General features: G+C 44.9%; 31 protein-coding genes and 1 riboswitch. Of the genes, 17 read left to right on the top strand and 14 right to left on the bottom strand.

The features are described 5' to 3' along the window. Positions 1 to 14: 14 nt before the first annotated feature. From argF to VME0621_RS10205, 4 genes are all read left to right on the top strand, one after another. Positions 15 to 1019 carry an ornithine carbamoyltransferase gene (gene argF, locus VME0621_RS10220; protein ID WP_062462252.1) on the top strand — a complete coding sequence of 335 codons (1005 nt, stop codon included), beginning with the start codon at positions 15 to 17 and terminating at the stop codon, positions 1017 to 1019. Between the two features lie 300 nt (positions 1020 to 1319). After that, complete coding sequence (pyrB, locus tag VME0621_RS10215) at positions 1320 to 2249, top strand: aspartate carbamoyltransferase (protein WP_006073315.1); 930 nt, start codon at positions 1320 to 1322, stop codon at positions 2247 to 2249. Positions 2250 to 2261: 12 nt separating this feature from the next. Then, complete coding sequence (gene pyrI, locus VME0621_RS10210; RefSeq protein ID WP_006073314.1) at positions 2262 to 2723, top strand: aspartate carbamoyltransferase regulatory subunit; 462 nt, start codon at positions 2262 to 2264, stop codon at positions 2721 to 2723. Between the two features lie 105 nt (positions 2724 to 2828). Further along, positions 2829 to 3218, top strand: a complete 390-nt coding sequence (locus tag VME0621_RS10205) for a RidA family protein (protein WP_038228906.1) — start codon at positions 2829 to 2831, stop codon at positions 3216 to 3218. A gap of 49 nt (positions 3219 to 3267) precedes the next feature. Here VME0621_RS10205 and VME0621_RS10200 read toward each other — a convergent pair whose 3' ends face one another. The 8 genes from VME0621_RS10200 to mlaF form a co-directional block, all read right to left on the bottom strand. Next, positions 3268 to 3996, bottom strand: coding sequence for a 1-acylglycerol-3-phosphate O-acyltransferase (locus VME0621_RS10200; RefSeq protein ID WP_006073311.1), 729 nt, complete (start codon positions 3994 to 3996; stop codon positions 3268 to 3270). 71 nt (positions 3997 to 4067) lie between these two features. Continuing rightward, positions 4068 to 5336, bottom strand: a complete 1269-nt coding sequence (gene murA / locus VME0621_RS10195; protein ID WP_062462255.1) for a UDP-N-acetylglucosamine 1-carboxyvinyltransferase — start codon at positions 5334 to 5336, stop codon at positions 4068 to 4070. A 9-nt stretch (positions 5337 to 5345) separates the two neighbouring features. Then, a complete protein-coding gene (gene ibaG / locus VME0621_RS10190) occupies positions 5346 to 5600 on the bottom strand; it encodes a BolA family iron metabolism protein IbaG (protein WP_006073308.1) in 255 nt (84 codons plus the stop codon). Between the two features lie 9 nt (positions 5601 to 5609). Beyond that, entirely contained in the window at positions 5610 to 5912 is a 303-nt protein-coding gene (locus VME0621_RS10185) for an STAS domain-containing protein (protein WP_370736769.1), read from the bottom strand. Beyond that, on the bottom strand, positions 5909 to 6550 hold the full coding sequence (gene mlaC, locus VME0621_RS10180) for a phospholipid-binding protein MlaC (RefSeq protein ID WP_062462262.1): 642 nt from the start codon (positions 6548 to 6550) through the stop codon (positions 5909 to 5911). Before mlaC ends, VME0621_RS10185 begins: the two co-directional genes overlap by 4 nt. A gap of 4 nt (positions 6551 to 6554) precedes the next feature. After that, entirely contained in the window at positions 6555 to 7037 is a 483-nt protein-coding gene (gene mlaD, locus VME0621_RS10175; RefSeq protein WP_062462264.1) for an outer membrane lipid asymmetry maintenance protein MlaD, read from the bottom strand. Positions 7038 to 7054: 17 nt separating this feature from the next. Beyond that, positions 7055 to 7843 (bottom strand): lipid asymmetry maintenance ABC transporter permease subunit MlaE, encoded by a 789-nt coding sequence (mlaE, locus tag VME0621_RS10170; protein ID WP_062462267.1) that lies wholly within the window; start codon positions 7841 to 7843, stop codon positions 7055 to 7057. A 1-nt stretch (position 7844) separates the two neighbouring features. Beyond that, positions 7845 to 8639 (bottom strand): phospholipid ABC transporter ATP-binding protein MlaF, encoded by a 795-nt coding sequence (gene mlaF / locus VME0621_RS10165; protein ID WP_006073291.1) that lies wholly within the window; start codon positions 8637 to 8639, stop codon positions 7845 to 7847. A 292-nt stretch (positions 8640 to 8931) separates the two neighbouring features. Between mlaF and VME0621_RS10160 the strand changes: the two genes are divergently transcribed. The 12 genes from VME0621_RS10160 to mgtE all read left to right on the top strand — a co-directional run bounded on the left by VME0621_RS10160 (position 8932) and on the right by mgtE (position 18134). Continuing rightward, complete coding sequence (locus tag VME0621_RS10160; protein ID WP_006073285.1) at positions 8932 to 9903, top strand: calcium/sodium antiporter; 972 nt, start codon at positions 8932 to 8934, stop codon at positions 9901 to 9903. Positions 9904 to 9911: 8 nt separating this feature from the next. Next, the gene (locus VME0621_RS10155) at positions 9912 to 10883 is read left to right on the top strand and encodes a KpsF/GutQ family sugar-phosphate isomerase (RefSeq protein WP_096443081.1); all 972 of its coding nucleotides are present in this window, start codon (positions 9912 to 9914) and stop codon (positions 10881 to 10883) included. Further along, positions 10883 to 11440 (top strand): 3-deoxy-manno-octulosonate-8-phosphatase KdsC, encoded by a 558-nt coding sequence (gene kdsC, locus VME0621_RS10150; protein ID WP_038228899.1) that lies wholly within the window; start codon positions 10883 to 10885, stop codon positions 11438 to 11440. Before VME0621_RS10155 ends, kdsC begins: the two co-directional genes overlap by 1 nt. Then, positions 11437 to 12000 (top strand): LPS export ABC transporter periplasmic protein LptC, encoded by a 564-nt coding sequence (gene lptC, locus VME0621_RS10145; RefSeq protein WP_038228897.1) that lies wholly within the window; start codon positions 11437 to 11439, stop codon positions 11998 to 12000. Before kdsC ends, lptC begins: the two co-directional genes overlap by 4 nt. Next, on the top strand, positions 11981 to 12478 hold the full coding sequence (gene lptA / locus VME0621_RS10140) for a lipopolysaccharide transport periplasmic protein LptA (protein WP_038228895.1): 498 nt from the start codon (positions 11981 to 11983) through the stop codon (positions 12476 to 12478). The genes lptC and lptA overlap by 20 nt, the downstream gene beginning before the upstream one ends. An 8-nt stretch (positions 12479 to 12486) precedes the next feature. Then, positions 12487 to 13212, top strand: coding sequence for an LPS export ABC transporter ATP-binding protein (lptB, locus tag VME0621_RS10135; RefSeq protein WP_006073275.1), 726 nt, complete (start codon positions 12487 to 12489; stop codon positions 13210 to 13212). A gap of 46 nt (positions 13213 to 13258) precedes the next feature. Beyond that, on the top strand, positions 13259 to 14728 hold the full coding sequence (locus tag VME0621_RS10130) for an RNA polymerase factor sigma-54 (protein WP_062462273.1): 1470 nt from the start codon (positions 13259 to 13261) through the stop codon (positions 14726 to 14728). Between the two features lie 25 nt (positions 14729 to 14753). After that, positions 14754 to 15041, top strand: a complete 288-nt coding sequence (hpf, locus tag VME0621_RS10125) for a ribosome hibernation promoting factor (protein ID WP_038228892.1) — start codon at positions 14754 to 14756, stop codon at positions 15039 to 15041. A gap of 1 nt (position 15042) precedes the next feature. Beyond that, complete coding sequence (gene ptsN, locus VME0621_RS10120; RefSeq protein WP_006073263.1) at positions 15043 to 15489, top strand: PTS IIA-like nitrogen regulatory protein PtsN; 447 nt, start codon at positions 15043 to 15045, stop codon at positions 15487 to 15489. Between the two features lie 16 nt (positions 15490 to 15505). After that, positions 15506 to 16363 carry an RNase adapter RapZ gene (gene rapZ / locus VME0621_RS10115; RefSeq protein WP_038228889.1) on the top strand — a complete coding sequence of 286 codons (858 nt, stop codon included), beginning with the start codon at positions 15506 to 15508 and terminating at the stop codon, positions 16361 to 16363. A gap of 11 nt (positions 16364 to 16374) precedes the next feature. Further along, positions 16375 to 16650 carry an HPr family phosphocarrier protein gene (locus VME0621_RS10110; protein WP_006073260.1) on the top strand — a complete coding sequence of 92 codons (276 nt, stop codon included), beginning with the start codon at positions 16375 to 16377 and terminating at the stop codon, positions 16648 to 16650. Positions 16651 to 16775: 125 nt separating this feature from the next. Continuing rightward, on the top strand, positions 16776 to 18134 hold the full coding sequence (gene mgtE, locus VME0621_RS10105; protein WP_062462275.1) for a magnesium transporter: 1359 nt from the start codon (positions 16776 to 16778) through the stop codon (positions 18132 to 18134). A gap of 58 nt (positions 18135 to 18192) precedes the next feature. Here the strand turns inward: mgtE and pmbA are convergent, their stop codons facing one another. Next, a complete protein-coding gene (gene pmbA, locus VME0621_RS10100) occupies positions 18193 to 19536 on the bottom strand; it encodes a metalloprotease PmbA (protein WP_038228887.1) in 1344 nt (447 codons plus the stop codon). A 118-nt stretch (positions 19537 to 19654) separates the two neighbouring features. Between pmbA and yjgA the strand changes: the two genes are divergently transcribed. Continuing rightward, positions 19655 to 20182 carry a ribosome biogenesis factor YjgA gene (yjgA, locus tag VME0621_RS10095; protein ID WP_006073257.1) on the top strand — a complete coding sequence of 176 codons (528 nt, stop codon included), beginning with the start codon at positions 19655 to 19657 and terminating at the stop codon, positions 20180 to 20182. A gap of 63 nt (positions 20183 to 20245) precedes the next feature. Here the strand turns inward: yjgA and thiQ are convergent, their stop codons facing one another. From thiQ to mpl, 5 genes are all read right to left on the bottom strand, one after another. Beyond that, positions 20246 to 20950: a thiamine ABC transporter ATP-binding protein gene (gene thiQ / locus VME0621_RS10090; RefSeq protein WP_062462278.1), complete on the bottom strand. Its 705-nt coding sequence runs from the start codon at positions 20948 to 20950 to the stop codon at positions 20246 to 20248. Beyond that, a complete protein-coding gene (gene thiP / locus VME0621_RS10085; protein ID WP_172427878.1) occupies positions 20950 to 22548 on the bottom strand; it encodes a thiamine/thiamine pyrophosphate ABC transporter permease in 1599 nt (532 codons plus the stop codon). Before thiP ends, thiQ begins: the two co-directional genes overlap by 1 nt. Positions 22549 to 22671: 123 nt before the next feature. Next, positions 22672 to 23640 (bottom strand): thiamine ABC transporter substrate binding subunit, encoded by a 969-nt coding sequence (thiB, locus tag VME0621_RS10080; RefSeq protein ID WP_231892938.1) that lies wholly within the window; start codon positions 23638 to 23640, stop codon positions 22672 to 22674. Between the two features lie 84 nt (positions 23641 to 23724). Then, positions 23725 to 23831: riboswitch (TPP riboswitch) on the bottom strand. A gap of 76 nt (positions 23832 to 23907) precedes the next feature. Further along, positions 23908 to 24528, bottom strand: coding sequence for a flavin prenyltransferase UbiX (locus VME0621_RS10075; protein ID WP_038228881.1), 621 nt, complete (start codon positions 24526 to 24528; stop codon positions 23908 to 23910). Further along, the gene (gene mpl, locus VME0621_RS10070; protein WP_062462283.1) at positions 24528 to 25877 is read right to left on the bottom strand and encodes a UDP-N-acetylmuramate:L-alanyl-gamma-D-glutamyl-meso-diaminopimelate ligase; all 1350 of its coding nucleotides are present in this window, start codon (positions 25875 to 25877) and stop codon (positions 24528 to 24530) included. The genes VME0621_RS10075 and mpl overlap by 1 nt, the downstream gene beginning before the upstream one ends. Positions 25878 to 26117: the final 240 nt, after the last annotated feature.

Raw genomic sequence — 26117 nt, 5'->3', positions numbered from 1 at the left:
AAAGGGTACGAATCATGGCTTACAACTTACGAAATAGGAATTTTCTCAAGCTTCTCGACTATTCACCAAAAGAGATTCAGTTTCTTCTCGACCTGTCTAAAGATCTTAAAGCCGCTAAATATGCCGGCACTGAGCAAAAAAAACTGGTAGGGAAAAACATCGCATTGATCTTCGAAAAAGCCTCGACTCGTACCCGATGTGCTTTTGAAGTTGCCGCTTTTGATCAAGGTGCTCAAGTCTCTTATATTGGCCCTTCCGGCTCCCAAATAGGCCATAAGGAATCGATGAAAGACACGGCTCGTGTACTAGGTCGTATGTACGATGGCATTGAGTATCGTGGTTTTGGACAAGATATCGTTGAAGAGCTAGGCGCTCACGCTGGCGTACCTGTTTGGAACGGTTTAACCAATGAATTCCACCCAACGCAAATTCTCGCTGACTTTTTAACCATGTTAGAGCACGGCAAAGGCAAGTTATTACACCAAATTAAATTTGCCTACTTAGGGGATGCTCGCAACAACATGGGGAACTCTCTAATGGTCGGGGCCGCAAAAATGGGAATGGATATTCGTTTGGTTGCGCCAAAAGCTTTTTGGCCAGAGCAAAGCCTCGTTGATGAATGTCAGACCATCGCATTATCAACAGATGCTTCGATTACTCTCACCGAGGACGTACAACAAGGTGTAGCCGATTGTGACTTCTTGTATACGGACGTTTGGGTCTCTATGGGCGAGTCAGCCTCGGCGTGGGAAGAGCGTATTGCCTTAATGAAACCGTATCAGGTAAACATGGATATGATTAAAGCTACCAATAACAAAGATGTGAAATTTATGCACTGCTTACCTGCTTTTCATGATGACCAAACCACAATAGGTAAAGAAATCGCCGAAAAATATGGCTTGAATGGTCTCGAAGTCACAAATGATGTATTCGAGTCGGATTACTCCATCGTGTTCGATGAAGCCGAAAACCGAATGCACACCATCAAAGCCGTCATGGTCGCCACATTAGGCAGCTAGTCAAATTCACTTGCAGTTTAACGATAAACCTTTGATGTAATCGCTTGCGCTCACGATTTTTAGGCGTATAATTCTCCGCAATTTGTCTGGGGAACAATCAATGGCGCAAGCGAGTTTTACAACACATCACGCTCTCGATAAGCTTTTTGCTTATCACGCACCGTTATTATTTCCTGTTGATTACTAAACCTCCCATTATGGGGGTTTTTTTTATGCCTGCATTCCTAGCTGTGATTGAGCGTACGCCTTTCGCACTTGGAATATCCATCTGGTCTGGTTTTAACTATAGGGAAGATAAACATGGCGAATACGCTCTTTCAAAAGCACATTATCTCAATTCCAGAGTTGTCACGTGATGAGCTAGAACTCATTGTACAGACAGCCGGTCAACTAAAATCAAACCCTCAACCTGAACTCATCAAAAACAAGGTTGTTGCTAGCTGTTTCTTTGAACCTTCAACACGTACGCGTCTGTCATTTGAAACCGCCATTCAACGTATCGGCGGAGACGTGATTGGTTTCGATAGCGGTGGTAATACCTCGCTTGCTAAAAAAGGTGAAACACTGGCAGATTCAGTTCAGGTTATTTCGTCTTATGTTGATGCGTTTGTCATGCGTCACCCACAAGAAGGTGCGGCACGTCTGGCTTCTGAATTCTCAAACGGTGTGCCAGTTATCAACGCAGGTGATGGCGCCAACCAACATCCAACACAAACACTGCTAGACCTATACAGCATCTACGAAACCCAGGGTCGTTTAGATGATATTAACGTTGCCTTTGTTGGTGATTTGAAATACGGCCGCACGGTACACTCGTTAACGCAAGCCCTAGCGAAATTCAATAACGTTCGCTTTTTCTTTATCGCTCCCGATGCACTTGCGATGCCTGACTATATCTGTGAAGAGCTTGAAGAAGCTGGCATCCAATTTAGCCTGCATACCGACATGGAAAGTGTAGTATCTGAACTGGACGTCCTATACATGACGCGAGTACAGAAAGAGCGTTTTGATGAGTCTGAGTACGCGCACATTAAATCGGCTTATATTCTCTCTGCTGATACATTGAAAGGCGCGCGCGATAACTTGAAAGTGCTTCATCCGTTGCCACGAGTTGACGAGATTACTGTCGACGTAGATAAAACGCCTTATGCGTATTATTTCCAACAAGCTGAAAACGGTGTGTACGCCCGTGAAGCTCTACTCGCTCTAGTTCTAAACGAAACGCTTTAAGGAGGATTGATCATGTCTAAAGAAACCCAGTTGCAAGTAGAAGCAATTAAAAACGGCACGGTTATCGACCATATTCCAGCAAACATTGGCATCAAAGTTCTCAAACTGTTCGCTATGGATCAATCCAAACAGCGTGTCACGATTGGTCTAAACCTTCCTTCTTCAGCATTAGGTTGTAAGGATCTATTAAAGATAGAGAACGTGTTTATCACTGAAGAACAAGCGAACAAGCTGGCACTCTATGCACCACATGCTACCGTCAACCAAATTGAAAACTATGAAGTGTGTAAAAAACTGGCGTTAAAACTGCCAGAAACAATCACGGGAGTATTCGAGTGCCCTAATAGCAACTGCATTACTCACAATGAACCCGTAGACAGTAGCTTCAAGGTGTTCGAGAAACATCAAGACATTCGTCTCAAATGCAAATACTGCGAAAAAGTCTATTCGCGTGAGATCGTTACTGAAAGCTAAGAATGACACGATTATTAATCAAGCCTACATATTGTAGGCTTGATTTTTATTGAGCCTAGAGGCAGTCTAGACTCTCTTTGAATTCACAGAACAATGGATAAAACGATGACAAAAGTACTTCATACAGAATCTGCGCCAGCAGCAATCGGTCCTTACGTGCAAGGTGTCGACCTTGGTAACATGGTACTGACTTCAGGTCAGATCCCAGTAAATCCGCAAACGGGTGAAGTGTCAGAAGATATCGCTGAGCAAGCACGTCAGTCTCTAGACAACGTAAAAGCAGTTGTTGAAGCATCTGGCCTAACGGTTTCAGACATCGTAAAAATGACGGTTTTCGTTAAAGATCTCAACGACTTTGGTACAGTAAACGAAGTGTATGGTAAGTTCTTTGACGAGCACCAAGTGGCTAACTACCCTGCGCGTTCTTGTGTTGAAGTTGCTCGTCTTCCTAAAGATGTGAAGATTGAAATCGAAGCTATCGCAGTACGTAAGTAAGTTCTGCTATGTATTAAAAAAGGGTTGTCATTGACAACCCTTTTTAGTGTTATTTTTTGCTGTTTAACTCAGCAACTTCAGCATCAAGCTGCTCTAGCTTCTCTGCCATCTGCTCTCGGCATACATTCGCCAGTTTTCTCACATCTTCTTTGCCGTAGCCTTCGATAGAGATAGGTGGCAGCATCTCAACGATGATATGACCATTATCCCACTTATTAAGCTTTAGATGGCTCGTACTGCTACACACAATAGGAATGATTGGTGTCTTTGCCCCAATCGCTGCATGAAAAGCACCCGTTTTGAATGGCAATAAGCCGCGTCCACGAGAGCGTGTACCTTCCGGGAACATCCAAACTGAAAGGTTACTTTTCTTCATGCTATCAACAACTTGGTCAATCGTACCTTTCGCTTTACTGCGGTTAGCACGATCAATCAGAATATTACCTGTTAAATAATAAAGCTGACCAAAGAATGGCATCCATAGCAGGCTCTTTTTACCAACAGTTACCACATTTGGTGTAACGGCAGAAGATACCGTAAACAAATCCCAGTTGTTCTGGTGATTAGCGATATAGATGTGTTGACCGCGTTTGTAGGCATCTTCAGGTAAACGAAGATCGAGTTTAATACCAAAGATCTTCGACATAGCGCCAAAATAACGCCCGAACGTAAACACGTGTTTAGGATTTCTCGGACTCAGTAAACAGTAACCACATCCAAATACGAACATAATTACCGCAAATATCGCCACTGCAATGCAGCGTAGGAAAGCAACCATTTTGGTCTCCGCTAATGGCTTCAAAAAAAAGCCGAAACCTTAAGATTTCGGCTATTTATAATCTATCGTTATTATTCAGCAGAACCCGCGATACGTGTGATGTTAGCACCTAGTGCAGACAGCTTATCTTCAATACGCTCATAACCACGATCGATATGATAAATACGGTCTACAATTGTCTCACCATGCGCAATACAACCAGCGATAACCAAGCTTGCCGAAGCTCGCAGGTCAGTCGCCATCACTTGTGCACCACTCAATGATTCAACATCACCACAAATCACAGTGTTGCCTTCAATTTCTGCTTTTGCGCCCATACGCATTAGCTCAGGAACGTGCATAAAACGATTTTCAAAAATCGTTTCAGTAATCACACCGCCACCTTTTGCCATCATATTAAGCAAAGTAAACTGAGCTTGCATATCTGTAGGGAAGCCTGGGTGTGGAGCAGTACGAATTGAAACCGCTTTAAGCTCTCTGTCGGTCATATCCAGTGAGATCCAGTCATCGCCAGTCTCGATCTTAGCTCCAGCTTCTTCTAGCTTAGCCAATGCCGCCTCTAATAGATGAGCATGAGTATTGCGACAAACAATCTTACCGCCTGATACCGCCGCCGCTACTAGGAAAGTGCCTGTTTCAATGCGATCTGGAACAACAGAGTGCTTGCCACCACCAAGACGTTCTACACCTTCGATAGTGATAGTATCAGTACCTGCTCCAGTGATTTTTGCACCTAGCTTGTTCAAGAAATCAGCAGTATCGACGATTTCAGGTTCACGAGCAGCATTATCAAGTACGGTAGTACCTTCAGCCAATGTTGCAGCGCACATTATCGTGATAGTCGCACCAACACTCACTTTGTCCATCACAATGTGAGCACCTTTCAATCGACCTTCCACTTCCGCTTTCACATAACCATCTTCTAGTGTGATGGTGGCACCGAGCTGCTCAAGACCATGAATATGTAAATCTACCGGACGCGCACCAATGGCACAGCCACCAGGAAGTGAAACTTGTCCTTTGCCAAAACGAGCAACCAGTGGACCTAATGCCCAAATCGATGCACGCATGGTTTTCACCAAGTCATAAGGTGCACACAACTCGTTAATCTCGCTACCATCAACATGAACAGAACCATTGCGATGCACTTTGGCACCTAAACGGCTAAGTAGTTTCATTGTCGTATCAATGTCACGAAGATGTGGTACGTTGGCCACTTCTACAGGCTCTTCAGCCAGAATAGAAGCGAATAGAATAGGTAGTGCTGCATTTTTAGCACCTGAGATCGACACTTCGCCAGATAACGGCTGATCCGATCCAATAACTCGAAACTTATCCATTAATAAACCTTACAAAGACATCAGCTTTTTATCACGAGCCCACTCTTCTGGAGTATAGGCTTTAATTGAAACTGCGTGGATGTCATTACGCTGAATATAATCCATCAGAGGACCATAGATCATCTGCTGCTTTTTAACTCGGCTCATGCCTTCAAATTGAGCATCTACCGCAATCACTTCGTAGTGGCTACCTTCACCTTTCACATGTAGCTCTTCTAGGTTCAATGCGTTTTGTAATAGTTCCTGTACTTTTGTGCTATCCACAAGATACTCCTAAATGTGTTTCTCAATAACTGATTCAACGTTATACAGCTGAAACAGTATTTTCAGCTCATCCGGCACGAAGCTGAGCATTATATGACACTTTCGATTTTTTGCATGCTCTAATAAGTGAATTAGCATCACCAATCCCGCAGAATCGAAACGTTTTACTTTATCTAACGCCAATTCAATCTCAGGCTCATCAAAACTAACACTTTGAATAGTATTCCAAAGCTCAGGTACAGTATCGCGATCAACGTTACCAATTAGCTCAAAAACACCTGCGTTACGAACCACTAATTTAGTGTCCATTATTTTTTGCTGCCTTCAAAACGAATCGGCGCCTGTGCCAACTGCTCAAGTTCTTCTGCTACCGCTAATATACCATCTTGACGAATTTTACTATTCCATTCAGATTGCTTACTAGAGAGTAGACTAATGCCTTCCGCAATCATATCAAAGGCTTTCCATTCGCCGGTTTTCTTATCCTTTCTGAGTTTAAACTCGAGATTAATATTAGGTCGAGGTGAGTCCATAATCGTGACACGAACACCAATAATAGTCGTCTTATCATCAATTTTTGGTTCCGGGCCAAATTGAATATCCTGTCCGGTGTATTGAGTTAGAACCTGTGCATAAGAAGTAATCAAGTACTCTCGAAATGCTTTGGCAAACTCTAATACATCCTCTCGTTTAGCACCTTTTAAATTAGGCCCCAATAGCTTCAATGCTGCGTAGCGATCATTCACGTAAGGCATCAGCTCTTCTTCGACTACCACCTTAAGATAATCAGGATCTTTCTGAATTTGCTCTTGCTCATTTGCTAAACGGGTAAACGTTTTATCGGCGACTTTCTGCATCATGTCATAAGGCTTGCTGGCATCAATTTCATTAGCATGCAGACCAAATGAGAGCATCAAGGCACTAAATATCAGTAAACATTTGTTGAACATTACTTTACTCCTTTTTCTCATCAGAACCGCCAATGCTATAGAGCACTTGACCTATCATATCCTCAAGCACCAACGCTGATTTGGTATCCTCAATTCTGTCGCCATCAGCCAAGTACCCTTCATCATCAAAGATAAACCCAGGTACCAAACCTATATATTGCTCACCAATCAACCCTGACGTTAGTACTTGCGCGCTCGAAGTATCTGGGAAATGGTAGTCGGAGCTAATAGACAAAGTTACTACTGGCAAATAGCTCTCTTTATCAAGGCTAATATCACTAACTCGACCGATAACGACGCCGCCAACTTTCACAGGAGAGCGAACTTTTAGGCTACCAATATTATCGAACCTTGCTTCCAGCTTATAAGTATCCCCTGAGCCCAATCCTTTCACGTCAGCAACCTGAAAAATCATAAACAAGATTGCGCAAAGTCCGATGATGACAAAACTGCCTACCCACAATTCTAACTTTCTGGTTTGTTGCATTGAATTGTCCTTTATTCTTAATTGCCAAACATCAGTGCTGTAAGCACAAAATCTAATCCCAATACCGCCAGTGATGAGTGCACGACGGTTCTCGTTGTCGCCTGACTAATACCTTCTGAAGTCGGTATGGCATCATAACCATTAAACAGCGCAATCCACGTCACCGTAATCGCAAACACCAAACACTTAATGACGCTATTACCAATGTCTCGACCCAGTTCCACTGACGACTGCATCGCTGACCAAAAACTGCCGTGATCGATACCTTTCCAGTCCACACCAACCAGTTGGCCACCCCAAATACCTATCGCCATAAAGATCATGGCCAAAAGTGGCATGGAAATAACTCCGGCCCAAAAACGAGGTGAGATCACTCGTTTAAGAGGATCAACGGCCATCATTTCCATACTCGATAACTGTTCAGTGGCTTTCATTAAACCAATTTCAGCAGTCAGTGCCGAACCTGCACGACCAGCGAATAACAGAGCGGTGACGACAGGACCCAATTCTCTTAATAGCGATAACGCCACCATCTGCCCTAAACTGCCCTCCGCCCCATAATCGACGAGTACCACATATCCTTGCAGACTTAGGACCATACCGATAAACAGCCCTGATACCATAATGATGGCCAATGATTGCACACCAACGTTATGTAACTGTTTTATTAATAGTGGGAAGTGCTTTTGGGGCTGCGGTTTGGAAAACAGAACGCCAAATAGCATAAAGGTTGCCCTACCCCAAGATTGGCAAAGAGATAAGGTTCGCTGGCCGACTTTTTGGATCCATATTGATGGAAGCGACATATTAGAACAGCTCCTCAGTTAATGCCTTTGCTGGATAACGGAATGGAACTGGTCCATCGGCTTCGCCGAGTAAGAACTGTTGGACTCGAGTGTCAGGGTTACTTCTTAACTCATCAGGAGTACCACAAGCAACAACTTTTCCATCAGCGAGCAAATAAACCCAATCTGCTATGGACATAACTTCGGGAACATCATGAGAAACAACAATAGAAGTAAGGTCTAGTGCTTTATTCAACTTACCAATAAGCTCCACTAACACGCCCATCGTTATAGGGTCCTGACCAACAAAGGGCTCATCGTACATGATTAATTCCGGGTCAAGGGCAATAGCTCTTGCGAGTGCCGCACGTCTTGCCATACCTCCAGAAAGCTCACTTGGCATAAGTTGAGATGCCCCACGTAATCCGACAGCCTCTAACTTTAGCAGTACTAAAGTACGAATCATCGATTCACTCAGTTCGGTATGCTCACGCAAAGGAAACGCGACGTTGTCAAAGACATTGAGATCGGTAAATAGAGCACCCGATTGGAATAGCATGCTCATTTTTTTACGAACATGGTAAAGACGTTTTCTAGAAAGCGTAGGAATATTGTCGCCTTCGAACCAAATCTCCCCATGGTCAGGCGAGATTTGTCCACCGATCAGGCGAAGTAATGTCGTTTTACCAATTCCCGATGGTCCCATGATAGCTGTTATCTTACCTTTTGGTACATGCAACTCGACGTCATCAAAAATGACGTGTGAGCCACGCGCAAAAGTCAATCCCTTTACGGAAACCAAGTCATTGTTTGACATACATTTCCTTATCATCCTAACAATAGTCCTATGATCAACAATAATAATGACACAAGCGGACAATTAAAACCCTTATATCCAAATGGTTGGGTAATGACAGAGTCAAACCCAATTACAACAAACTTGCGCCGTCACGAGCATTTATAACTTCTCTCTTCACGTTAGCTTATCTATTAGCGTATTAGCTTCGGCGCACTATTGTTATTTTATTTGTTGATTAGCTTCCATTTTGGCCGACAAACCGTCAAAATTAGCCGCCAAATGTCTCAGAAAAATAGAAGTGGATAAAAACATGCTTGAAGCCGTAGTGTTTCTGATAATTGGACTGGTTTTTCTCGTTTGGAGTGCTGATAAATTAGTATTCGGCGCCGCGGCACTGGCACGCAATGTGGGTATCTCACCACTAGTTATCGGTATGACTATTCTTGCTATGGGGTCATCAGCGCCAGAAATGATGGTTTCGGCCACCGCCGCCCTAGAGGGGAAAACGGATACTGCGGTTGGTAACGTGCTAGGCTCCAACATCGCCAATATTGCGCTTATTCTTGGTATTACGGCCATGATTAAGCCTCTTTCTATTTCATCTGCGGTTCTGAGACGCGAGCTACCTTTAATGATTGCGGTAACGCTTATCGCAGGTCTTATTCTTTGGGATAGTCACCTTGGTTTTTATGAGGGAATTATTCTATTTGCCTTATTTGGCGCATTTATCCTTGCCATGCTTCGTATCAGCAAAGCAGAAAAAGAGAGTGGCAACAATGACGCCATGCTAGAAGACCAAGAGTCCGAAATTCCAGAAGGTGTGAGTAACGCTAAAGCAGCCATGTGGGTGGTGATTGGCCTAATAATCCTCCCTATCGCAGCAGATAGACTGGTAGATAGTGCGGTAACGATCGCTCAATATTTTGGTATGAGCGACCTTGTTATCGGTCTAACGATTATCGCGATTGGTACCAGCTTACCTGAACTGGCTGCTTCTCTGGCTGGTGTTCTGAAAGGCGAAGATGATATGGCGGTAGGTAACATCATAGGTTCAAACGTCTTCAACATCCTCGCCGTTATGGGTATTCCAGGTATCATTAATCCTTCTATACTCAGTGAACATGCTATGGGCCGTGACTTCTGGGTTATGCTGGCCGTTTCGCTATTACTGGTTGTAATGGCACTAGGCAAATCTAAGAGCATTAATCGAATTGAAGGCTTTATTTTGTTCGTGCTATTTCTTGGTTATCAGGTTTATCTATTCGCTAATATGGCAGCTTAGGGGCGGTTATCATGTCTGGTTTTGATTATGTTAGCGCTGCAAAGCGTGTTTTAGATACCGAAGTACAAGCACTTCAACACCTTGAGCGCTACTTTGACAAGCAATTTGAATCGGTATGTGATGCGATTCTCAACCACCAAGGCAAGGTTATTGTCATGGGGATGGGTAAATCAGGGCACATTGGTAAAAAAATTGCGGCTACGCTTGCTAGCACTGGCACATCTGCGTTTTTTGTCCACCCAGGAGAAGCTGCTCACGGCGATTTGGGTATGATTGAAGCTCGCGATCTCGTTATCGCCATCTCTAACTCCGGTGAGTCACACGAAATCATTAGTTTGTTTCCAGTCTTCAAGCGCCTTGGTATTACTACCGTAAGCATGACTGGAAAACCTGAATCTAACATGGCAAAGCTCTCTGATTTTCACTTGCAAATCACTGTGCCTAAAGAAGCGTGTCCACTTGGTTTAGCACCGACTTCTAGCTCGACGGCAACTCTGGTCATGGGAGATGCATTAGCCATCGCCCTATTAGAAGCTCGTGGCTTCGGTGAAGAAGACTTTGCTCTGTCTCATCCGGGCGGCGCATTGGGTCGTAAGTTACTACTTAAACTGAGTGATATCATGCATTCAGGTAAAGCGCTGCCTGTCGTCGGTCCACAGACCTTGGTACGCGACGCACTACTAGAAATTTCCGATAAAGGACTTGGCATGACAACTATCGTGGACAACGATATGAACTTGCTAGGTATCTTTACCGATGGAGACTTGCGACGTATTCTTGATAAACGAGTCGATATTCATGACACCACCATTGGCGAGGTCATGACCGTTAACCCAACTACTGCTGCGCCTAATATGCTAGCGGCTGAAGGGTTAAACTTAATGCAATCGAAGAATATTAACGGCCTTGTACTGCTCGATGACAACAAAGTCGTGGGTGCACTCAATATGCATGACTTATTAAAAGCAGGAGTAATGTAGTGTCTAAACAAGTTGAAACGCTCTATGGGTTGGTGGCTTCATCCACTTACGATAAAGCAGCAGACATCAAACTCCTGATTTGCGACGTGGATGGCGTCTTCTCCGATGGTTTGATTTATATGGGCAACCAAGGTGAAGAACTTAAAACCTTTCATACTCGTGACGGTTACGGTATTAAGGCTTTAATGAGTGCAGGCGTAGAAGTCGCCATCATTACAGGCCGTCGCTCACAGATCGTTGAGAATCGTATGACCGCACTGGGTATTTCTTTGATTTACCAAGGGCAAGATGACAAAGTCGCCGCTTATCAAGACATTTGCCAAAAGCTTGCTATCCCAGCATCGAAAACTGCTTACATCGGTGATGACCTTATCGATTGGCCTGTCATGGAACAGGTCGGCTTAAGCGTCTGCGTGGCGGATGGACATCCACTGCTCGCCAGAAAAGCGGATCACGTCACTACGATTCCAGGTGGACGCGGTGCAGTTAGGGAAGTTTGTGATCTGATCCTAGAATCAAAGGGAGAACTAGAGCTTCACAAAGGTCTTAGTATATGAGTTTGTCTCGTATTCTTTATAGTCTACTTGCCATTATTTCTATTGGGTGTGCTTACTACTTGTACACCAACGATGACTCACGTGTACTCCAAGTTGTTCCAGATCTTGAGTTGCCAGCGTTTAGCGGTACGAATTTACACAATATTTCATACAGTGATACTGGTGTTCGTAGCTATAGTATTACCTCTTCACATTTAGAGCATTTCTCCAAAAAAGGAGAAACCGTGTTTGAACAACCCATATTGCGTATTTTTGCTAATGGTACGACTCAAGAATGGGAAATTTCTGCTGCAAAAGCGATTTTGGATAAACATGAAGTGCTAACTCTTTATGATGATGTAGTCGCACGAAATTTGCTTCCGGACTCAGGGTTTGACACTCTATCGACTCAACGAATGAGCATACAGTTAGATAACCGTGACTTCTGGGCCAACACAGACGTTCTCATGTTGGGACCACAATTTGAAACCCGCGGACAAGCAATGAAAGGAAACTTTGCTGACAATCTCGCGGAGCTATATAACAAAGTGAATAGTAAATATGAAACTCTCGCACCTTAGTCTTAGTCTTTGCCTACTGCTTCCAGTCTCTGCGTTCGCTCTTTCGACAGATACTGAACAACCAGTTTATATCGACTCCGACACTCAACAGCTTGATATGAAGAGTAATCGAGTCACATTCGCGGGCGACGTTAAGTTAAAACAAGGCAGTATTAACATTAATGCCGCAAAAATCGTGGTCACTCGCCATCCGCAAACTGGCGCTATTCAGGTAATAGAGGGCTTTGGGAACTTAGCTACATTTTCCCAACTAACAGATGATGGAAAAACTCTCTATGGCGAAGCAAAAAAACTGCATTACTCATTAAAGGATGATCAGTTAACCATGACTGATCAGGCTATGTTGTCCCAAGATGATAGCGTGATCCGTGGCACCACCATTAAGTACCGAATCTCATCACAGAAATTAGTAGCGGACGGCAATGCCAATGAACGCGTTTCAACAGTCCTTCAACCTCAGCAAGTTCAAGAGAAATAGATTCAGCTATGGCGTTATTGAAAGCGACACATTTAGCAAAAAGCTATAAAAACCGTAAAGTGGTCTCAGACGTTAGCCTTTCGGTTGAGTCTGGTCAGATAGTGGGATTGCTGGGCCCTAACGGCGCAGGTAAAACTACGTCGTTTTACATGATTGTAGGTCTGGTTGCCCGTGATGAAGGCACCATCACTATTGACGGGGAAGATATTAGTATTCTCCCAATGCATAGCCGCGCCAAAATGGGCATTGGCTACCTGCCACAAGAAGCCTCCATTTTCAGAAAGCTCAGTGTTGAGAACAACATTATGGCAGTGCTTGAGACTCGTAATGAGATCACTCAAGAAGAGCGACAAGATAAACTAGAGGACCTGCTAGATGAGTTCAATATTCAGCACATTCGGAAAAGTGCTGGTATGGCGCTGTCTGGCGGCGAACGTCGACGTGTCGAAATTGCTAGGGCTCTAGCCGCTAACCCACAGTTCATCTTACTGGATGAGCCATTTGCGGGTGTCGACCCAATTTCAGTGATTGATATCAAGAAGATCATCGAGCACTTGCGCGATAGAGGCTTGGGAGTTCTTATCACCGACCATAACGTTCGTGAAACCTTAGATGTGTGCGAAAAAGCATACATTGTGAGCCAAGGTCACCTAATTGCTGAAGGAAGTCCTGAAGATGTTCTCAATAATGAACACGTAAAACAGGTTTATCTCGGTGAACAATTCAGACTATGATTTAATAGGCTTGGATAAAATTTTAATAATAGGCTAGCAATACTGCATGAAACCCTCATTACAACTCAAGCTAGGTCAACAGTTAGCAATGACGCCCCAGTTGCAACAAGCAATTCGCTTGCTGCAGTTGTCGACGCTCGATCTGCAACAAGAGATTCAAGAGGCCCTAGACTCAAACCCATTACTTGACGTGGAAGAAACCGCGGAAGAAGCACCGCCTTCTAATGAGGAAAAGTCGAGCCCTGAAAGTAAAGAAGAAGCATCTGCAGAGCCAGTTAGCGAACCAGAGCCGAAAGACAGTTCTGAACAAATTGAAAGTTCTGAAATATCGACAGAACTTGAAATGGATACTACATGGGATGATGTCTATAGCGCCAATACCGGTAACACGGGCATTGCCGCTGATGATGACATGCCAATATATCAAGGTGAAACCACACAGTCTCTGCAAGACTACTTAGTTTGGCAATTAGACCTCACGCCATTTACTGAAACGGATCGTGCCATCGCCTTAGCCATCATTGATGCTGTCGATGATTACGGCTATCTGACCCTATCCTGTGAAGAGATTCTCGACAGTGTCGATATTGAGGATGTTGAGCTTGATGAGATTGAAGCAGTAAGAAAACGCGTTCAGCAATTCGATCCACTAGGCGTTGCTTCTCTTAATCTGCAAGATTGCCTACTACTGCAACTCGCCACTTTCCCTGAAGATACTCCATGGCTCACTGAAGCTAAGTTGGTCTTGTCTGATCACATCGATCAATTGGGTAACCGTGATTACAAACTCGTAATTAAAGAGACTAAGCTTAAGGAAGCGGATCTTCGAGAAGTTTTGAAGCTCATCCAACAGCTTGACCCTCGACCAGGCAGTAAGATCACGCCTGATGAAACTGAGTACGTAGTGCCGGATGTCTCCGTATTCAAAGACCGCGGAAAATGGATAGTTCAGATTAACCCTGACAGTGTTCCAAGACTTAAAGTGAATCAACAATACGCGAAACTCGGTACAGGCAACAGTGCTGACAGCCAATATATTCGCTCTAATTTGCAGGAAGCGAAATGGTTGATTAAGAGCCTTGAAAGTCGCAATGAAACTTTGCTCAAAGTAGCTAAGTGTATTGTCGAGCATCAACATGACTTTTTCGAATACGGTGAGGAGGCAATGAAACCAATGGTTCTCAACGATGTTGCCCTTGCTGTAGACATGCATGAATCGACGATTTCTCGAGTTACCACTCAGAAATATATGCATACCCCACGCGGCATTTTTGAGCTGAAGTATTTCTTCTCAAGCCACGTATCGACCGACAATGGCGGCGAGTGTTCCTCGACAGCCATTCGAGCACTAATCAAGAAGCTTGTTGCTGCAGAAAATCCAGCCAAGCCATTGAGCGATAGTAAAATCGCAGCGCAACTAGCTGACCAAGGAATTCAGGTTGCTAGACGAACAATAGCGAAATACCGTGAGTCGTTGGGCATTGCCCCTTCCAGTCAGCGTAAACGCCTACTTTAAGGCCAATAACTAAGAAGGAAAGTCTATGCAAATTCAAATTGAAGGCCACCACGTCGATGTCACTGAGTCAATGCAGGACTACGTTCAGAGTAAATTTCAAAAGCTGGAACGCTTTTTCGATCATATAAACAGCATTAACGTCATATTAAAAGTTGAAAAATTAAACCAGATCGCAGAAGCTACGCTCCACGTTAATCAAGCTGAAATTCATGCGGCGGCAAATGATGAGAATATGTACGCTGCCATTGACGGGCTTGTCGATAAGCTCGTTAGACAATTGAATAAGCATAAAGAAAAATTAAGTAATCACTAAAATGCAAATAAGTGAAGTATTAACTCTGGACTGCACCAAAAGTGCAGTCCCTTGTACGAGTAAAAAGCGCGCCCTAGAAATTATTAGCGAAATCGCTGCAGAACATACTGGTCAAAACTCTACCGAACTGTTCGAGTGCATGCTGAGCCGTGAAAAAGTGGGCAGCACTGGAATTGGCAATGGTATCGCTATTCCTCATGCCAGAATGCATGACAGCGATAAAGCTGTTGCGGTGTTACTTCAGTGCCAAGCGCCGGTTGACTTCGACTCTATTGATAACCGCCCAGTTGACCTTATGTTCGCACTGCTAGTTCCAGATGCGCAGTGTAAAGAACATTTAAAGACTTTGTCATGTATGGCAGAGCGATTAAATGATAAAACTGTCCTAAAGCAACTTCGTAATGCTCAATCCGATCAAGAGCTTTACGATATTATTGTTAGCCATTAGAACAAGCTGAGAAAAAATGCGATTAGTCGTTGTAAGTGGACATTCAGGCGCAGGTAAAAGTGTAGCGTTGCGAGTACTAGAAGATTCTGGTTACTACTGCGTTGATAATCTACCGATCGATTTACTGGAAGCCTTTGTGGATTCATCGAAAGATTCCCAACAAAGTGTTGCCGTCAGTATTGATATTCGTAACTTGCCTGACAACCTGAATAACTTAACCTCTAAGTTGAAACAATTGTCTAAGCAACACGACGTCAAAGTGCTTTTCCTTGATGCATCAAAGTCAGTGTTGTTAAAACGCTACAGTGAAACTCGTCGTATCCACCCTCTCTCTCAGCGAAAAGATAAACTGTCACTTGAACAGGCCATTGATCTAGAGCACACACTTCTCAAGCCCATCAAAGAGCATGCCGACTACACCATTGACTCGAGTGAGCAGTCCATACACGACTTAAGCGAAACCATTCGATTTGAATTAGAAGGTCAAGAGAAGAAAGATCTTGTCATGGTTTTCCAATCGTTTGGGTTTAAATATGGTATGCCAAGTGATGCCGATTACGTGTTTGATGTACGTTTTCTACCCAATCCACATTGGCAGCCAGAATTAAGACCAATGACTGGACTAGATGCACCAATTAAATCTTTCCTAGAAGCTTATCCTGACGTCATCGAGTTGAAACAACAAATTCAAGGCTTTGTTGAACGTTGGCTACCTTTACTTGAAAAGAACAATCGCAGCTATCTGACTGTTGCAATTGGTTGTACCGGCGGTAAACACCGCTCTGTTTATATCACTCAGCAGATTGGTGAATATTTTGCTCAGCTCGGCCATCAAGTAAAAATTCGTCACGCATCGCTAGAGAAAAACAACTAACAGGAATCCAAATGTCACTATCTCGCACTGTTCTCATTCAAAATCGTCTTGGTTTGCATGCTCGAGCTGCGGTCAAGTTAGTCGAACTAGCGCAGAGCTTCGAGGCAACCGTGACAATTTGTAATCATGAACAGAAAGAAGCGACTGCAGATAGCGTAATGGGCCTTCTTATGCTCGAGTCGGCTCAAGGTGAGAACATCACCATTAAAGCGTCAGGAAACCAGGCTGAGGATGCTCTGCAAGCAGTCTGTGAGTTGGTTGAACACCGTTTTGACGAAGACGAATAGATTCCGCACACTTTTCTGTTTTATTTCCACTCTCCGATAACTTCTTCGTGCCCTGTAGGTTACTTGAACCCAAAATTAAGCTACTATTCAGTACATTAAAAAGCAGTTGAGTGTAGGGGGCATCCATGGCAGAGCAAATAGAATTCGATCAAGCTCACCAAACCCTCCAAGAAGTCAGTGAAGCGCTAGAAAATGGCCGCTTCGTTTACGTAAGAAGACAACTTCAGGACATGGAGCCTGAAGATATTGCCCATCTTCTAGAAGCCTCTCCACGTAAAAGTCGTGAAGTCCTGTGGCAACTCACCGACCCTGAAGACTATGGTGAAATCCTTGATGAACTCAATGAGGACGTCAAAGATAGTCTTGTCTCCAAAATGGCGCCAGAAAAGCTGGCTGAAGCAACGGAAGGCATGGACACCGATGACGTAGCTTATGTCCTACGTAGTCTGCCTGATACCGTCTCGCGCGAAGTCCTGTCACAAATGGACACCGCAGACCGTTTGCGTGTCGAGACCGCCCTTTCTTACCCAGAAGATACCGCCGGCGGTATCATGAATACCGATGTAATCACTATTCGTGGCGATGTCGATGTCGATGTGGTTCTGCGTTACCTACGCATGAAAGGTGAGCTACCGGAAGCGACAGACGCACTGTATGTGATAGACGAAGAAGACATGCTGATTGGTCACCTCTCTTTGACCACACTTTTAACCACTCAGCCTGATGTCAAAGTCGTCGATGTCATGGACGATGCCGATGAGGCAATCCATGTTGAAACTAGCGATTCGGACGTTGCTTCGTTATTTGAACGACGCGACTGGGTCTCTGCCCCTGTTGTCGACAGTGAACACCACCTAGTAGGCCGTATCACCATCGATGACGTGGTCGATATTATTCGTGAAGACGCCGAACACTCGATGATGAGTATGGCTGGTATGGATGACGATGAAGATACCTTTGCGCCTGTTGTGAAATCTGCTCGTCGACGCAGTGTTTGGCTGGGCGCCAATGTACTTGCCGCTTTAGCAGCAGCATCTGTCTCCAATATGTTTGAGGCCACACTAGAGCAGATGGCAGCAATAGCTGTATTGATGACCATTGTACCTTCCATGGGAGGGGTTGCAGGTAACCAAACCGTTGCCCTAGTAATCCGAGGCTTAGCTTTGGGTCATATCGGTGACAGTAACCGTCGAGAACTGCTACTCAAAGAAGCCGCCATCGGCTTTCTCAATGGTATCCTCTGGGCCCTAATTATCGGTGGTATCGTAGTAGCTTGGAAAGGTGATTGGATGTTAGGCGGGATTATCTCTGCCGCCATGATGACCAATTTACTGGTTGCTGGCATTGCTGGCGTTACCATCCCTATTCTGCTCAAAAAAATGAATATAGACCCTGCCTTGGCGGGCGGAATGGCCCTTACGACCATTACCGATGTTGTTGGTCTTTCGGTCTTCTTAGGCTTAGCCACCATAATGATCGGCTAATACCAGATACAAAAAGGGCGTAACCAGTAGGTTACGCCCCTTTTTCTCTATTTGAGATTTACTCACCAGCGACTTTCATTGATTCCAACAGGATAGAGCCCGTTTGAATTTGTGAGCGCGTTTCAACATCACTGCCAACTGCCACAATTTGCTTGAACATTTGCGCCAGATTACCAGCAACAGTAATTTCCGAGACTGGGTATTGGATTTCTCCATTTTCGACCCAGAATCCTGCAGCACCGCGAGAGTAATCACCAGTAACGATATTTACCCCTTGCCCCATCACTTCGGTTACCAGCAGGCCAGTGCCAAGCGTTTTCAACATGGCATCAAAATCTTGTCCTGTCGACTTAACAAACCAGTTATGAATACCTCCAGCATGTCCTGTTGGCGTCATATTCAGTTTGCGCGCAGCGTAACTAGTCAGTAAGTAGGTCGCCAATTTGCCGTCAGTGATAATATCTAAATCTTGAGTTGCCACACCTTCGTTATCAAACGGACTAGACGCTAAGCCTTTAAGTAGGTGAGGTTTTTCTTCAATAGCAAACCAATCTGGCAGAATCTGTTCACCTAGTTTATCTAACAAGAACGACGACTTACGGTATAAATTACCGCCGCTAATCCCCATTACTAAGTGTCCCATAAGGCCAGTCGCAACATCATTGGCAAAAAGCACTGGGTATTGACCCGTTTTGACTTTTCTAGGGTCTAGACGCTCAACTGTTTTAATAGCAGCCTTCTCACCGACCAACTCTGGTGTCCACAAATCATCACGGTGACGAGCAAGAGTATAACTGTAGTCACGCTCCATATCGCCATTTTGACCTTGGCCAATGACACTACAGCTAATGCTATGACGGCTAGACGCATAACCAGCCAACAGGCCATGGGAGTTACCATAGACCTTAACGCCATAGTGGCTGTCGTAACTGGCACCATCACTCTGCTTTATTTTGTCACTGTAAGCTAATGCTGCTTTCTCAGCAGCAATTGCTTTTTGCGCAGCCACATCGGGATTTGGCTCATCTGGATGGAAGAGATCAAGGTCTGGGATATTCGTTACCAACAACTCTTTCGGAGCTGGCCCTGCAAATGGGTCTTCGGAGGTGTACTGGGCAATATCCAGTGCAGCAGCTACCGTTTGTGCAATGGCTTTTTCACTCAAATCAGAGGTTGAAGCACTGCCCTTACGCTGTCCACGGTATACCGTGATACCCAGCGCACCGTCACTATTAAACTCTACGTTTTCCACTTCACACATGCGCGTGGAGACGCTTAAGCCAGTGCTCTTAGTAATAGCGACCTCAGCGGCATCTGAATTTACTGAAGCCATATCCAGCGCTTTAGCAACAGCGGCTTCTAGCTCAGCTTGCTGCTGAGCAACTTGCTCTCTTACATCCATAATCCATCTAACTTTTATCGTTTAATTGAGACTAGAATAACAAGGTTTTCGCATTCTCCCCAGATTTCTTGCTAAAATAGCCAATATTCGTAATGAGATAGTGATATAGGCAGTAAACATGGCCCGCAAAAATCAGAAAGCGCCTTGGGAAGAGGAAGAAGAAATCATTTGGGTAAGCAGAACCGAAATGAAAAACGACATGGAAGAGTTGCAAAAACTCGGTGAAGAGTTAGTTGGACTAAAGCCTGCTGTGTTGGATAAGTTTCCTCTTAGTGAAGATCTGAGAGAAGCGGTCGCCGATGCCCAGCGCTTCAAGAACGAAGCTCGACGTCGCCAACTGCAATACATTGGTAAGCTGATGCGTACCGAAGACCCTGAGCCAATTCAGGCGGCTCTCGACCGTGTACGTAACAAGCACTCACAATCTACTGCGGCACTTCACAAGCTTGAACAACTGCGTGACCGTATTGTAGAGCAAGGCGATGAAGCCATCGCGGATGCACTTGAGTTGTACCCAAACCTCGACCGTCAGCGTCTACGCCAACTTGCTCGTCAGGCCAACAAAGAAAAGAAAGCTGGAAAGCCTGCAAAAGCATTCCGTGAAATTTTCCAAGCACTTAAGCACGAAGAAGAACAAGAGTTCTAACTTCAATGCTCAATTTAAGACTATCAAGGCAGCGTAAGCTGCCTTTTTTATATCCATAAAACGCTAATGCGCCGCTTTTACAAACCGCGCGAGCTCTTGATTGTCATGTTGCGCCGTCAACGCCGAGATGTCTCCTTCAGCAGTGATGATGCCATGACTAAGGTAGGCAAACCGGTTGGCAATGGCTCTGGCATCACTAAGGTGATGCGTCACCATAATAACTGTCGCTTGTTTTTCTTGAGCTAGAGAGCGAACAACCGACAGCATTTCTTTACGAAGTACCGGGTCCAACGCCGAAAACGGTTCGTCAAGTAGCCAAATCGGGTGAGGCTGAACAAAGCAACGGGCTAAAGCCACTCGCTGCCTCTGCCCACCGGAAAGCTCAGACGGTAAACGTTGAATCTTATCAATAAGACCCACCTTGTCTGCCGCATCTCGCACTCGCTGTTGATCTTCTGCAGTTAGTTTAAGGGCTGGATTGAGTCCTAGAGCGATATTATCGAACACTGAAAGGTGCTCGAATAAGTTGTGCTCTTGAAACAACATAGACAAAGGCCGCAGGTGAGGCTGCTTAGATTGAATCTCTTCATCATCGACAGATATCGTTCCCGATTCAGGCTGACAAAACCCCGCTATAAGCGCCAACAGTGTCGATTTACCTGCACCACTGGGCCCAATCAACGCCAACACATCACCTTTTTCTACTGAGATAGAAAACCGAAACCAATCACTGTGGTAGCGATAGTCGACATGATCCATAGTTAACATTATGATTTCTCTCGCTCGGTCGATACAGGTCGTAACAACGACTCCGTTAAGGTAAATACACCAATACTCAATATAAACAGCACTAGGGATACTACAGCCGCTGCTTGCAATTGATAGCTACCCATCAGCTGATACAGGTAAAGCGGTAAGGTATTAAAGTTCTGACTTCCAAATAGCGCGATAACAGTAAGATCGCCCATGGAAAGGACAAAGCTAATCGAGAAAGCATGCAATATCGGTGCGCGGATTGCTCTCCATTCCATTAACCAAAATCGTCGAATGCCATGCAGTCCCAAACTTTGCCAAAGCAGGTGATATTGCTTGGCTAACCTCAACATTGGCTGATTAAGTGTTTTGATAACATACGGCAGCGCCATCAAAGCATTCACAACGACAACGATCCCAAACGCAAGACTAAACACATTGGTCATTCCGCGAAGCATTAGAAAAGTCGCTGTACTCAATACCAACGCGGGTGTCACCAAAATAACCGTACCAACAAACTCCACGCCATCCGCACGGCCATAGTGAGACTTTATTCGTAACATTCGTGAACTACTCAATAGCACAATGCCAACCACTAACGCGATACTAGCAGCCATGATTGCCACTTGTAACGAGGTCATAACTGCCGACCAGAACTTGCTATCAGCAAGCACTGACCACAATTTCTCATTCAGTCCACTTGCAACAATGGCAATAAGTGGCGGAATGACCAGCATTAGGGTTGCCATGATCCAAAAGCTATCCCAGCACTTTTTCAACCATGAGTCTTGAGGTTGAATGGTTGGCATGTCGCTATAATTGGTTTTACCCTCCAAGTCTCGACTGAATTTGCCAATAAACAGCACCAGTAATGCGCAAATTAACATTTGCCATAATGCCAGAACCGCTCCGGTTTGTAGGTCAAAATCAAACTTGATCGCTTGATAAATCGCTAGTTCAATCGTAGTGGCTTTCGGACCGCCACCTAACGCCATGACGGTTGCAAAACTGGTAAAACACAACATGAAGACTAAGCCAATAACATGAGGTAAATGTGCTTTGAGTCGTGGCCACTCCACTAATCTAAAACACTGCCAGCTGTTCATTCCCAAGTGCAGTGCTAACTTGCGCTGCTCTAGTGGAACACTTTCTATCGTCACTAAAAGCAAACGAGTTGCAAAAGGCAAATTAAAGAATACGTGTGCCAGCAAAATGCCGTTTAAACCATAGAGAGAAAACGGCATAGAATCATTCGAAGTGAGCCACCATTGAGCAATAACGCCTTGATTGCCATAAATGGCGACAATGCCAAACACACCGACCAGGACTGGCATCACCAAGGTGGTCGCAAACAATTTGAGCAGCCATGATCTTCCCCAAAAATGGCGACGAGAAAACGCATGTGCCACTGGGATAGCAAGCCCTACACTTAGCAACGTTGATAGACTTGCTTGCCAAAAGCTAAATTTGGCTACGTGCTGGTAGTATGGGTCCGTAAACAGCAGAGCAATATCAGTCATTGACGAGTAGGAAAGCAGTGTCCACAACGAAGCCAGCACATATATGGCAATGAGCAAAGCAATCACTAAACCTGATTTTGGTATTTGGGTCACAATAACCTCAATGGAGAAGTAGACACGATAACGATTCATTACACCAGTGAAGCTCTGGTGCAGTATTGGCTTGCCCCTGCTTGTACAGGGGCGATAATCTGTAGGTTTTCTTAGATGCCAATACTACTTAATCAGCGCAGACTGCCACTCGCGAATCCAAGCTTTACGGTTATTCGCCACTTCATCTGGACTAAATGTCAGCGCCTCACTTGGAATGGTTAAGCTATCAAAACCTTCAGGTAGCTTGCTCTCAACAACAGGATACATCCAGTTGCCTGTAGGGATTTTTGATTGAAAGTCTTCTGAAACGATAAATTGCATAAATTCATCAGCTAACTTTTGCTTATCACTGCTGGCCACTTTAGCCGCCACTTCCACCTGAGTGTAATGGCCTTCCGAAAAGTCTGCGGCTGCAAATCGCTTATCTTGCTCGGCAATAATATGGTAAGCCGGAGAGGTCGTGTAAGAGAGAACCAAGTCAGACTCTCCCTCGAGGAACATAGAGTACGCTTCCGACCAACCTTTGGTCACAGTTACGGTCTTTTTCGCTAGCTTTTGCCATGCCTCACTGGAGTCATCACCATAAACAGACTTCATCCAAAGTAAAAGTCCTTGACCCGGAGTTGAAGTGCGAGGATCTTGATAAATCACCTTAAGGTCATCACGTTGCTCAACCAACTCTTTCAGGCTTTTCGGTGGATTCTTTACCTTTTCTTTGTTGTAAACAAACGCAAAGTAACCGTAATCGAAAGGAACAAAAACATCGTCACTCCAGCCGTTTGGTAACTCAAGCGCAGAAAGATCAGCATTGTGTTTAGCCAACAAGCCAGAGGCTTTCGCTTCACTCATTAAGTTATTATCGAGACCAAGTACGACATCGGCTTGGGAGCTGGAGCCTTCTAGACGCAGGCGGTTTAGAATCGAGACACCATCATCTAGTGCAACAAAGTTGAGATCGCATCCACATTTAGCTTCAAATGCTTTTTCAATCGCTGGACCAGGGCCCCAATCTGAAGCAAACGAATCATAGGTATAAACGGTAAGTGTGTTCGCCGTAGCGAGTTGAGAGGCACTTAGAAGTGTCGTTGCCAAAGCAAGTTTAGCGAGTTGATGTACTTTCACTGGTTCTATCCTTAGATATATATTTTTATATTATATGATCCAGAAAAAGCCTCCATAGAACGGAGTTCTCATCCCTACGCCAGCATTATCTGGATCAGGTATACGGGTGTCAGGTATTACCTTCTCTCAGCACCACTGCTAGTGCACCCCGTGAGTCACAACCTTTAGAAAGCGAATTGTAACCTTTTCGTCACAGATTCGCCAAATCTATCCCTAACTCGTTTGATTGATGTGGATTTATCGCTGATCGTAGCCCCAGCGAGGCACGAGAGTTTGGTCGATACCCATATGGTCAAGCACACGAGCCACAATAAAGTCGACCAAATCCTCAATAGATTCTGGCTGATGATAAAAACCAGGCGCAGCTGGCATGATGGTCACGCCCATTTGCGAAAGTTTGTGCATGTTTTCTAGATGTATGGTTGAAAATGGCGTCTCGCGTACCACTAAGAGAAGTTGACCACGCTCTTTCATTACCACGTCAGCGGCACGTTCAATTAAATTGTCCGACATCCCATGAGCAATCGCAGCCACACTACCAGCCGAACATGGGCAGACGATCATCTGTTTGGGCGCTGCCGACCCGGAAGCCACTGGTGAAAACCAATCTTCTTTACCACACACTACCAGCTTATCTGGCGAGCAATTCAGTCTTTGTACTAGTGCTTTGTGCGCGGCATCCGGACCGCTCGGCAGTTTAATATTATGTTCAGTCGCCAACACCACTCTCGCAGCGGAAGAGATCAATAAGTACACGGTATAATCTTGAGCTAACAAACACTCAAGGAGGCGCATCCCATAAGGAGCGCCAGATGCACCAGTAAATGCCAGCGTGATCGCTTTCTCTACGGGTTTCATTACGCTAATGCCTCTAATAATTTTTGATGAATACCACCAAAGCCACCATTGCTCATCACCAGAATTTGATCGCCTGGTTGAGCCTGTTCAACAATGGCCTGCACCAGCTCATCAATAGAGTCACTGACTTTGGCTGGTTGCGAGCATGAGTGAGCAATCTCTTCTACTGACCAATCAATATTGTCGGGTTGGAATAAGAACACCGCATCGGCTTGAGTGAGCGACTGCGCTAATGTCTCTTTGTGCACGCCGCGTTTCATGGTGGCACTGCGTGGCTCTAAAACAGCAAGGATTCGCTGCTTGCCGACCTTGTTACGTAAACCACCTAAAGTCAGTTCAATTGCCGTTGGATGATGGGCAAAATCATCGTATACCGTGACTTGATTCACTTCGCCCTTCAGCTCCAAGCGTCGCTTGGTATTGATAAACTTGCCTAGTGCTTCGCACGCAAGATCCGGAGTCACGCCAACATGCCTTGCTCCAGCAATAGCCATCAGGGCGTTATCGACATTATGGTCACCCACTAGCTCCCACTTCACTTCCCCGACTTTGCTGCCATGCAGGTACACTTCAAAATGCGAACCATCACGCTTTAACTTGTGAGCATGCCAATCCGCATTCTCTCCCGTGTGTTCCACTTCACTCCAACACCCTCTTCCTAGTACGTCACCCAACGCCTTATCTTTACGTGGAGCAAGGATGCGGCCGTTTCCAGGAACAGTGCGGACTAAATGATGAAACTGTCGCTTGATGGCTTCAAGATCGTCAAAAATATCCGCATGATCGAACTCAAGATTGTTCATAATGAGAGTGCGTGGATGGTAGTGAACGAACTTAGAACGTTTGTCAAAAAAAGCACTGTCATACTCATCCGCTTCCACCACGAAAAACATAGATTCACCCAAACGAGCTGACTGACCGAAGTTGCCTAATACCCCACCGACTAAGAAACCCGGTTGATAGCCACAATCTTCAAGAATCCAACTTAACATGCTGGATGTGGTAGTTTTTCCATGAGTCCCTGAAACAGCGAGCACCCAGCGATCATGCAAAAGAAACTCTTGTAACCACTGTGGGCCAGAAGTGTATTTCAGATTATGGTTAAGCACGTACTCAACGCAAGGGTTGCCACGACTCATCGCGTTACCAATGACGACAAGGTCTGGAGCAGGATCGAGCTGGGCTGGGTCAAACCCTTCGATAATCTCTATGCCTTCCGACTCCAATAATGTGCTCATTGGTGGATAAACGTTAGCATCACTGCCTGTAACTCGGTGTCCCAACTGCTGGGCCAATACCGCAGCGCCTCCCATGAAGGTACCGCAAATACCCAGAATATGAATATGCATAGTTCGCTCTCTTAACTCTTTGCGTCTAATTTTACGCTATTGTCGCTATATATACCCAAAGCGTGCGTCAAAAGCGAGAAAGTTAGCGGTTAGGGAAATAAATGTGACATTCATCATACAAAACGGAGCGTGTTACGGTTACTTCATTACCATTAAAAAGTTCTGCCACCTACAATACACATGTGTGTTGATGAATACCCCCAATAAACGCAATCGTTTGGTTGCCACATTTCTCTCACA

The organism is Vibrio mediterranei (assembly GCF_900088415.1).
In the GTDB taxonomy this organism is placed as follows: domain Bacteria; phylum Pseudomonadota; class Gammaproteobacteria; order Enterobacterales; family Vibrionaceae; genus Vibrio; species Vibrio mediterranei.
Note: the sequence above shows the minus strand (reverse complement) of the source record. Positions and strands in the feature narration are given on the sequence as shown.

What these genes read in the sequence shown, in the direction of transcription:
- argF (WP_062462252.1), top strand. Translation starts at nt 15, where the DNA reads ATGGCTTACAACTTACGAAATAGGAATTTTCTCAAGCTTCTCGACTAT.
- pyrB (WP_006073315.1), top strand. Translation starts at nt 1,320, where the DNA reads ATGGCGAATACGCTCTTTCAAAAGCACATTATCTCAATTCCAGAGTTG.
- pyrI (WP_006073314.1), top strand. Translation starts at nt 2,262, where the DNA reads ATGTCTAAAGAAACCCAGTTGCAAGTAGAAGCAATTAAAAACGGCACG.
- VME0621_RS10205 (WP_038228906.1), top strand. Translation starts at nt 2,829, where the DNA reads ATGACAAAAGTACTTCATACAGAATCTGCGCCAGCAGCAATCGGTCCT.
- VME0621_RS10200 (WP_006073311.1), bottom strand. Translation starts at nt 3,996, where the DNA reads ATGGTTGCTTTCCTACGCTGCATTGCAGTGGCGATATTTGCGGTAATT.
- murA (WP_062462255.1), bottom strand. Translation starts at nt 5,336, where the DNA reads ATGGATAAGTTTCGAGTTATTGGATCGGATCAGCCGTTATCTGGCGAA.
- mlaC (WP_062462262.1), bottom strand. Translation starts at nt 6,550, where the DNA reads ATGTTCAACAAATGTTTACTGATATTTAGTGCCTTGATGCTCTCATTT.
- mlaD (WP_062462264.1), bottom strand. Translation starts at nt 7,037, where the DNA reads ATGCAACAAACCAGAAAGTTAGAATTGTGGGTAGGCAGTTTTGTCATC.
- mlaE (WP_062462267.1), bottom strand. Translation starts at nt 7,843, where the DNA reads ATGTCGCTTCCATCAATATGGATCCAAAAAGTCGGCCAGCGAACCTTA.
- mlaF (WP_006073291.1), bottom strand. Translation starts at nt 8,639, where the DNA reads ATGTCAAACAATGACTTGGTTTCCGTAAAGGGATTGACTTTTGCGCGT.
- VME0621_RS10160 (WP_006073285.1), top strand. Translation starts at nt 8,932, where the DNA reads ATGCTTGAAGCCGTAGTGTTTCTGATAATTGGACTGGTTTTTCTCGTT.
- lptC (WP_038228897.1), top strand. Translation starts at nt 11,437, where the DNA reads ATGAGTTTGTCTCGTATTCTTTATAGTCTACTTGCCATTATTTCTATT.
- lptA (WP_038228895.1), top strand. Translation starts at nt 11,981, where the DNA reads ATGAAACTCTCGCACCTTAGTCTTAGTCTTTGCCTACTGCTTCCAGTC.
- lptB (WP_006073275.1), top strand. Translation starts at nt 12,487, where the DNA reads ATGGCGTTATTGAAAGCGACACATTTAGCAAAAAGCTATAAAAACCGT.
- VME0621_RS10130 (WP_062462273.1), top strand. Translation starts at nt 13,259, where the DNA reads ATGAAACCCTCATTACAACTCAAGCTAGGTCAACAGTTAGCAATGACG.
- hpf (WP_038228892.1), top strand. Translation starts at nt 14,754, where the DNA reads ATGCAAATTCAAATTGAAGGCCACCACGTCGATGTCACTGAGTCAATG.
- ptsN (WP_006073263.1), top strand. Translation starts at nt 15,043, where the DNA reads ATGCAAATAAGTGAAGTATTAACTCTGGACTGCACCAAAAGTGCAGTC.
- rapZ (WP_038228889.1), top strand. Translation starts at nt 15,506, where the DNA reads ATGCGATTAGTCGTTGTAAGTGGACATTCAGGCGCAGGTAAAAGTGTA.
- VME0621_RS10110 (WP_006073260.1), top strand. Translation starts at nt 16,375, where the DNA reads ATGTCACTATCTCGCACTGTTCTCATTCAAAATCGTCTTGGTTTGCAT.
- mgtE (WP_062462275.1), top strand. Translation starts at nt 16,776, where the DNA reads ATGGCAGAGCAAATAGAATTCGATCAAGCTCACCAAACCCTCCAAGAA.
- pmbA (WP_038228887.1), bottom strand. Translation starts at nt 19,536, where the DNA reads ATGGATGTAAGAGAGCAAGTTGCTCAGCAGCAAGCTGAGCTAGAAGCC.
- yjgA (WP_006073257.1), top strand. Translation starts at nt 19,655, where the DNA reads ATGGCCCGCAAAAATCAGAAAGCGCCTTGGGAAGAGGAAGAAGAAATC.
- thiQ (WP_062462278.1), bottom strand. Translation starts at nt 20,950, where the DNA reads ATGTTAACTATGGATCATGTCGACTATCGCTACCACAGTGATTGGTTT.
- VME0621_RS10075 (WP_038228881.1), bottom strand. Translation starts at nt 24,528, where the DNA reads ATGAAACCCGTAGAGAAAGCGATCACGCTGGCATTTACTGGTGCATCT.
- mpl (WP_062462283.1), bottom strand. Translation starts at nt 25,877, where the DNA reads ATGCATATTCATATTCTGGGTATTTGCGGTACCTTCATGGGAGGCGCT.